The sequence below is a fragment of the Agrobacterium sp. NPDC090283 genome (assembly GCF_044769685.1).
Classification (GTDB): domain Bacteria; phylum Pseudomonadota; class Alphaproteobacteria; order Rhizobiales; family Rhizobiaceae; genus Agrobacterium.
Map to the genome: position 1 here is coordinate 1 of NZ_JBIVYG010000042.1, position 7,207 is coordinate 7,207.

Below are 7,207 nucleotides of genomic sequence, written 5' to 3' on the forward strand. Positions count from 1 at the left end.
AGCGGCCTGTGGCAGGGCAAGGTGACGGTTGCCGAACATCTCGGATCGGATACCTTCCTGCATCTCGAGGTGTCAGGCATCGGCCCGATCACCGCCCGCACTGACGGCGAGTTCGAATGCAGGCATGGCGATACCGTCTTCATCACCCCGGACGAGACCAAGATACACAGGTTCGATGAGAAGGGTGTGGCGATCTAGGTGTTGGCTTTCACAAGGTTTTTCATTCACAGCGGACCCGCAGGCGCGTGGGACTTACCCCCCTCTGCCCTGCCGGGCATCTCCCCCTCAAGGGGGGAGATCGGCAAGAGGCTCTTTCATCGCTTCACTCGCAAGCTTCGAGATGTGCGAGACTTTGCCACAGATCGATCTCCCCCCTTGAGGGGGAGATGCCCGGCAGGGCAGAGGGGGGTAAGCCCCACGCGCCTTAGGGTCCGCATCCTGTGAAAGCTCACATCCAGCCGGAGCCTCCACGATAGACGACCGAAGGGCAATCTGATGCCACGGTTGGCGCGTTTGCGAAGGTTCTCAACGTTTCCAGCTTTCCGCCGTTCCGGCTCAAGGCCGGAATGACGGAGGTGGGTGTGCAACCGCACAGGAAATATTCCTGCGTACTATGCCAAACCTCACGCCTCCCCGATCCTCACGCCATTCCGATCGAAGACATGCAGCCTTTCCTGCGGGAAACCGACCCGCAGGGATCTACCCGGCTGCAACAATGCCCGGTCTGACGAAAACAGCTTGAACGGCAATCCATGCACGGTGAGGTGCAGGATGACGCCGAGGCCGGTTGGCTCGACCAGATCGACGGTTGCCTCCACACCGCCTTCAACCGGCGCTACGGTGACATGTTCCGGGCGGATGCCGAGCGTGACCGGCTCGCCATCGGCGAGGTCCACTTCCCGGCCAAGCGCAAGGCGCGTGCCGTCACCCAGCACGACGAAACTGCCGCCATTCTCCTGCACGAGCCGTCCTTCGAGGAAATTCATGCCGGGCGAACCGATGAAGCCAGCGACAAAGAGATTGGCGGGACGATCGTAAAGATCGAGCGGTGCGCCGATCTGCTGCACATGGCCGGCATTCATGGCGACGATGCGTGAGGCAAGCGTCATCGCCTCGATCTGGTCATGGGTGACGTAGACCGAGGTTGCGCCAAGATCGGCATGCATGCGTTTGATCTCGGCCCGCATCTGCTCGCGAAGCCGGGCATCGAGGTTGGACAGCGGCTCGTCAAACAGGAAGGCCTTTGGCTGGCGCACGATGGCGCGGCCCATGGCGACGCGCTGACGCTGGCCACCAGAGAGCGCCTTCGGGCGGCGGGCGAGATAGGGATCGAGGCCAAGTTTCGCGGAAGCACCGGCCACCGCCGCCGCGATGGTTTCCTTCGGGCTGCGGCGCAGGCGCAGGCTATAGCTCATATTGTCGGCGACGCTCATATGCGGATAGAGCGCATAGGACTGGAACACCATGGCGATATCGCGATCCTTCGGCCGGCGATCATTGACGCGTTCGCCATCAATGGACAGGTCGCCCGATGTTATCTCTTCAAGGCCTGCGATCATGCGCAGCAGCGTCGATTTTCCGCAGCCGGAGGGGCCGACGAGGACGATGAACTCGCCATCCCTGATATCAAGATCGACGCCATGCAGCACGGCGAGGTCGCCATAGGTCTTGCCGACATTCTTCAGCTCGATGGAAGCCATGGGATTATCCTTTCACCGCGCCGGCCGTCAGGCCCTGCACGAGATAACGTTGAATGAGCAGGAAGAAGAGGCAGGCCGGAATGAGCGCCAGAACGCCCGCCGCCATCATCTGCCCGAAATCGACGGAGAATTTCGAAACGAAGGTCAGAAGGCCAACCGGGAAAGTGGCGCTCTGGTTGCCGGAAATCAGCATCAGCGCAAACAGAAGCTCGCTCCACGCGGCGGTGAAGACGAAACCGAGCGTCGCGGCAATGCCCGGCAGCGTCAGCGGCAGGATGATCTGACGGAAGGCCGTAAACCGGCTCGCCCCGTCAATCATCGCCGCCTCTTCCAGATCCTTCGGAATGCCATCGAAGAACGACTGCATGAGGAAGGTGGCGAAAGGCACGTTGAAGGCGGTGTAGACGATGACGAGGCCCGTCAGGCTGTTGGTGAGGCCGAGAGGCGACAGCATCTTGAAGATCGGCGCGACCAGCATGACCAGCGGAAACATCTGGGTGATCAGCATTAGCGCGACAATCCAGTATTTGCCCTTGAAACGGAAGCGCGACAGCGCGTAACCCGACAGCGAAGAGAGTATCGTCACGGCAATTGCCGTGGAGCCCGCGACGATGACGCTGTTCTTAAAAAACGTCGGGAAGGCACTGTTTTCTATGACAAAACGATAATGATCCCAGGTCGCCCGCGATGGCCACATCCTCACACCTTCGCTATAGAGCAGATCATTCGGCGTCACGGACACCTTGAGCAGCCAGAACAGTGGGAACAGTGCAAAGGCGATATAGGCAAGGATCGCCAGACGATGGGCAAGGGTGAGAAATATCCTTGAGGTCATCGGTCAGTCCTTCTCGATCAGGCGCTGGCGCAGCAGCACGATCAGCATGGAATAGGCAAGCAGCAGCACCAGCAGCACCAGCGCGATGGCCGAGGCATAACCGAAATCCAGACGCCGGAAGGCCTGGGTGAAGATGTAGCTGGCGACGATCTGCGTGCGGTCCGCCGGCCCGCCATTGGTCATGACGATGATGAGATCGGCGAAATTGGCGATCCAGACGGTGCGCAGCAGGATGGTGATGGCGATGGTGGGCGCCAGAAACGGCAGGGTGATGGAGGTGAAACGCTGCAGCGGGTTCGCCCCGTCAATTTCCGCCGCCTCATAAAGATCGCGCGGGATGGCCTGAAGTGCGGCAAGCAAAGTGATGGCGAAGAAAGGAATGCCCCACCAGACATTGGCGATGATCGGCCCCCACATGGCAAGCTGCGGATCGGCGAGGATATTGTTGGGCGCGGATAACAGCCCGAGCGAGACCATCCAGTGCGGTAACGGCCCGATGACCGGGTTGAACAGCCATGCCCAGTTGAGACCGGCAAGGAAGGTCGGCACGGCCCATGGCAGAAACACCAGCGCCTGCGCCAGCCCCCTGCCCGCAAAGGGTTTATCGAGCAGCAGCGCCAGAATGAGGCCGAAGAAGAATTGCAGAAAAACCGAAGCGCCGGTCCACCACAGCGTATTTTTCAGCGCCCGGTAAAAGGCCGCATCCTGCGACAGCGCCTCCAGATGTTTGAGGCCAACGAAACCGCCGGAAAACGGATTGAGCAGTTGCACATCGCGAAAGGCATAGGAGAGGCCAAGCACCAGCGGCACCAGCATGACCGCGACGATGAGCACCAGCACGGGCGCGCTGTAAAGCCACGGTTCGGCCCAATCGGCAAACCGCCGCATCGCAGGCTTGCCAGCCGGTTTGCGCGCAGCCACCGGCCCGGCGCCATGGGCATAGGACATTGTATCGCTCCCTGATCGGACGATGGAACGGACGGGTTTTCCAGCCTCACGGCTTACCGATCCGAAAAATTGCGAGGAAAAGGCCTGTCGCAGCGAAGGCCGGCAAGACCGCCGCACGGGCATTTGCGCCCGCACGGCCGGTCAATGTCGTTACTTCGAGGCCAGGAACTTCTGCTGCGCCTTGGTCATGTAATCAGCCCATTGCTTGGCAAGGTCTTCCGGCGTGATATCGCCGAGCAGCGCTTCCTGCGATGTCTTGATCACAAGCGAATCCTTGAAGAAGGCGAATTCCTCAAGATAGGTCGGCATCGTCGTCGGCACGGCGTTCTTGTCGGCCAGTTCGTCGAACCAGCCCTTGAACTGCGCGCTGGCATAGAAGGGGTCCTTCTCCGCCGACTTGTGCACCGGCAGCGCGCCGGTCTTCTTGTTCCACTCGATATTGCCTTCCGGCCCTTCAAGCGTCTCGATCAGCTTCCAGGAAAGGTCCTTGTTTTCGGATTTCGACATCATCGACCAGCCGGCGAAACCAATCGTCGGGAAGGTCTTGCCGTCGGGGCCCTTGGGCATGGTCATGACGCCGAAATCTTCCGGCTTCATGCGCTGGGCAATGGCGATCAGCGCATCCGGGTCCTGATCGAGGAAGGCGCAGGTGCCGGAATAAAAGCCGGCGACGATCTCGTTGAAGCCCCAGTTGACGCTGTCCTTCGGCGCCAACCCGTTCTTGTAGAGATCGATCACATAGGTCAGGCCCTTCACCCAGCCGGGGCTGTCGAAGGTGGAGGTGCCGTCCTTGGTGAAGAACTCGTTCGAACCGGCCATGGATGCGCCGAACATGACCCAGCCGTTGAGGCCGCCCGGGCCGCCGCGCAGGCAGTAGCCGGATTTGCCGGGAAGGGCTGCGACCTTCTTGGAGGCATCGGCAAATTCCTCAAGGGTCTTCGGCGGCTCTTTCACGCCGGCTTCGGCCAGCAGCTTCTTGTTGTAGAACATGGCGCGCAGGTAGAAACCATAGGGCAGCATATAGGCCGTGTCCTTGACATCGCGGCCGAGTTCGAGCGTACGTTCGCTCAGGCCCGCGGTATGCTCCCATTTGGCAAGATAAGGCTCAAGGCTCTCCAGCATGCCGTTATTGGCATAAAGCGACAGCCATGTGTCGGGCATTTCCATCACGTCAGGCACATCGCCGGCCGAGACCATGGTGGCGAATTTCTGGAAGGCTTCGCTCCACGGCAGGGAGATGATTTCCACCTTGGTGCCGGGATTGGCAGCCTCGAATTTCGAGACGATGCCTTTCAGCGTTTCCGTCCGCTCGGGACTTGTGATGACCTCGACCAGTTTCAAGGTCGTGTCCGCCAGCGCCGTTCCGGTCATCAGGGCGGTGAAGATTGCTGCTGTTACCAGTTTTTTCATGTCGTTCTCCCCTTTTTTGTCGTCAGTTTAAAAACACGTCAGGCGGCGGAGGCCGCCTTGATCGCGGGTTCGAGATCGTTCCAGAGGGCTTCCGTGCCCTCCAGCCCGACATGCAGGCGCACCGAACGCGCGCTGATGCCGAAGGTGTGGGCGGAGTTTGGCTGCGCCTTCTGTTCGAGCACCACTTCGCCGGGGACGATGAGGCTTTCATGCCCGCCCCAGGAAACACCCAGTTTGAAAAGCTTGAGGCGGTCGGCAAAAGCGCGCACATCCACCCCTTCCCTGAAGATGAAGGAAAACAGGCCCGAGGTGCCGTGAAGGCCGGGCGGCAGGCGGTTCGCCAGCCCCGGATGGCAGACCTTCTCCACCACATCCAGCGCCTGCAGGCGGGTAGCGATCTCAAGCGCCGAGGCCTGATGCGCCTTCATGCGCAGCGGCAGGGTGCGAAGCCCGCGAATGAGCAGCCAGGCATCGAAGGGCGACATCTTGCCGCCGAGATAGGGATAGGTTTCCGCCCGGATGCGATCGATCATCGCCTTCGAGCCGGCCACCACGCCGGAGACCACATCGCTGTGGCCGCCCAGATATTTCGAGGCCGAATGTACGACGAGATCCACGCCGAGCGAGATCGGCTGCTGGAAGACCGGGCTTGCCCAGGAATTGTCGATGACGGTGACGGCGCCATGCCGCTTGCCGATGGCGGCCAGCGCACCGACATCATGGGTTTCCATCACCCAGCTGGTCGGGCTTTCCATGTAAAACAGCTTTGCACCCGGCATCGCCTTTTCGACCGCCGCCTCGTCACGGCCGTCGACATAGGTCACCTCGATATTCATGCGCTGCATGAAGGTGCCGAACAGGCGGAAGGCATCGGGATAGACATGGCGCACGGCGACGATCCGGTCACCCGGCGAAACGAAGGACAGCACGGTGGAGGAAATGGCCGACATGCCGCTCGCAAAACCGAGCGCATCTTCGGCACCTTCCAGCTTCGCCAGCATCTCTTCAAACAGCCGCACGGTGGGGTTCAGCCCGCGCGTATAGACCGGCCGCACCTTTTCGCCGCGATAGGTGGAAACCATTTCGTCATAGCTGGAAAAGGTGAAAAGCGAAGTCTGCACGATGGGCGGCACCACGGCTTCGAAGGCGTGGGCCTCGTCATGCGCAACGATAAATGAGGCGGGATCGAAGAGATCGTTGCCATGGTTCATTTCGACATGTCCTTGATATCCTCCTCGACGACGGCGAGGATTTTCAGTGTTTCTTCACGGGCGGTCTCCGCATCACCGGCGGCGATGGCGTTGAACAGGGTGCGGTGAAAGGGAAAGGAGCGGCCGGCGAAATCCGGGCGGTCGAACGGCTTCGACCAGAAGCGCTCGAAACCTTCGCGCATCTGCTCCAGAAGCTGCTTGAATAGCGTATTATGGGTGGCATCGTAGATCGACAGATGGAAGGCAAGGTCTGCCTTGCCGGAGGTTCCCTCGGCCAGATGCACACGCTCCATCTCGTCTAGCCGCGCTTCCATCGTGGCGATATCGTCTGCCGTGCGGCGGCGCGCAGCCGCCATGGAGGCTTCCACCTCGATGCCGCGCCGCACTTCCAGCGTCATCAGCAGCGCATCGCGCAGGCTTTCGGCATCGATGGAAATCGGCATATGCACGGTGGCGGCGGAAATCGGCTTCAGCAGATAATTGCCGCTGCCCTTGCGGCTGTCGATGACGCCGAGCGCCTGAAACTTGCGGATGACTTCGCGGATGGTCGACCGGCCAACACCCAGCGCCGCCATCAGCTCGCGCTCAGCCGGCAGCCGCTCGCCGGCCTTCAGCCCTGCCCGTTCGACATAGTCGGAAAGCGCCGCCTCAACCTGGCGCACACGGTCGCTCGGCGGAATGGGCTGCATCAGTTCCCGGCTGGACCTGTCCAAGACGTACCCTCTAAATTGGTCTGACATCTTACCATTTCAAAGGGTGGATCGATTGTCAACCGGTAAGGAAGGATGCCTGGTCCCGCCCCTCCACAATGTCCTTTTGCACCTCCGAAATGGCCTCGATGTACCTACATGGATGTCCCGGATTAATTGCATCGCCATTGGCGGCAAAGAGCGAACAATGTGGAGAATGGGGCGAGCGACCCAGTAGCTCTGGTGGACTTTGATGGCGGATACCCTCGCCGTGCCATCGGGTCCGGGAGTTTGGTAAGACCTTCAGGCGATCGTCGCTAAGTGAATAGCCCCAAGATTTGTAGACACCTTCTTTCCTAATTTTGAGGCAAGAAGAGCATCATGGGCAAATCGAATTTCAGCGAAGAGTTTAAG

General features: G+C 60.4%; 7 protein-coding genes. 1 reads left to right on the plus strand and 6 read right to left on the minus strand.

The genetic code is table 11. From position 1 onward, the window contains the following. Positions 1-198: TOBE domain-containing protein (locus tag ACIQUH_RS27700; RefSeq protein WP_400821379.1), on the plus strand; the 198-nt coding region annotated here is incomplete at its 5' end. A 425-nt stretch (positions 199-623) separates the two neighbouring features. On the opposite strand, the gene ACIQUH_RS27705 is transcribed toward ACIQUH_RS27700, so the two are convergent. The 6 genes from ACIQUH_RS27705 to ACIQUH_RS27730 form a co-directional block, all read right to left on the minus strand. Continuing rightward, entirely contained in the window at positions 624-1,700 is a 1,077-nt protein-coding gene (locus ACIQUH_RS27705; protein ID WP_065117693.1) for an ABC transporter ATP-binding protein, read from the minus strand. 4 nt (positions 1,701-1,704) lie between these two features. Next, positions 1,705-2,535 (minus strand): carbohydrate ABC transporter permease, encoded by an 831-nt coding sequence (locus ACIQUH_RS27710; RefSeq protein ID WP_035228147.1) that lies wholly within the window; start codon positions 2,533-2,535, stop codon positions 1,705-1,707. A 3-nt stretch (positions 2,536-2,538) separates the two neighbouring features. Then, positions 2,539-3,483 (minus strand): carbohydrate ABC transporter permease, encoded by a 945-nt coding sequence (locus tag ACIQUH_RS27715; protein ID WP_003525091.1) that lies wholly within the window; start codon positions 3,481-3,483, stop codon positions 2,539-2,541. Between the two features lie 150 nt (positions 3,484-3,633). Next, positions 3,634-4,893 (minus strand): ABC transporter substrate-binding protein, encoded by a 1,260-nt coding sequence (locus ACIQUH_RS27720; RefSeq protein WP_400821384.1) that lies wholly within the window; start codon positions 4,891-4,893, stop codon positions 3,634-3,636. 38 nt (positions 4,894-4,931) lie between these two features. Next, entirely contained in the window at positions 4,932-6,104 is a 1,173-nt protein-coding gene (locus ACIQUH_RS27725) for a PLP-dependent transferase (protein ID WP_400821387.1), read from the minus strand. Next, positions 6,101-6,793, minus strand: a complete 693-nt coding sequence (locus tag ACIQUH_RS27730; RefSeq protein ID WP_046800886.1) for a FadR/GntR family transcriptional regulator — start codon at positions 6,791-6,793, stop codon at positions 6,101-6,103. The genes ACIQUH_RS27725 and ACIQUH_RS27730 overlap by 4 nt, the downstream gene beginning before the upstream one ends. Positions 6,794-7,207: the final 414 nt, after the last annotated feature.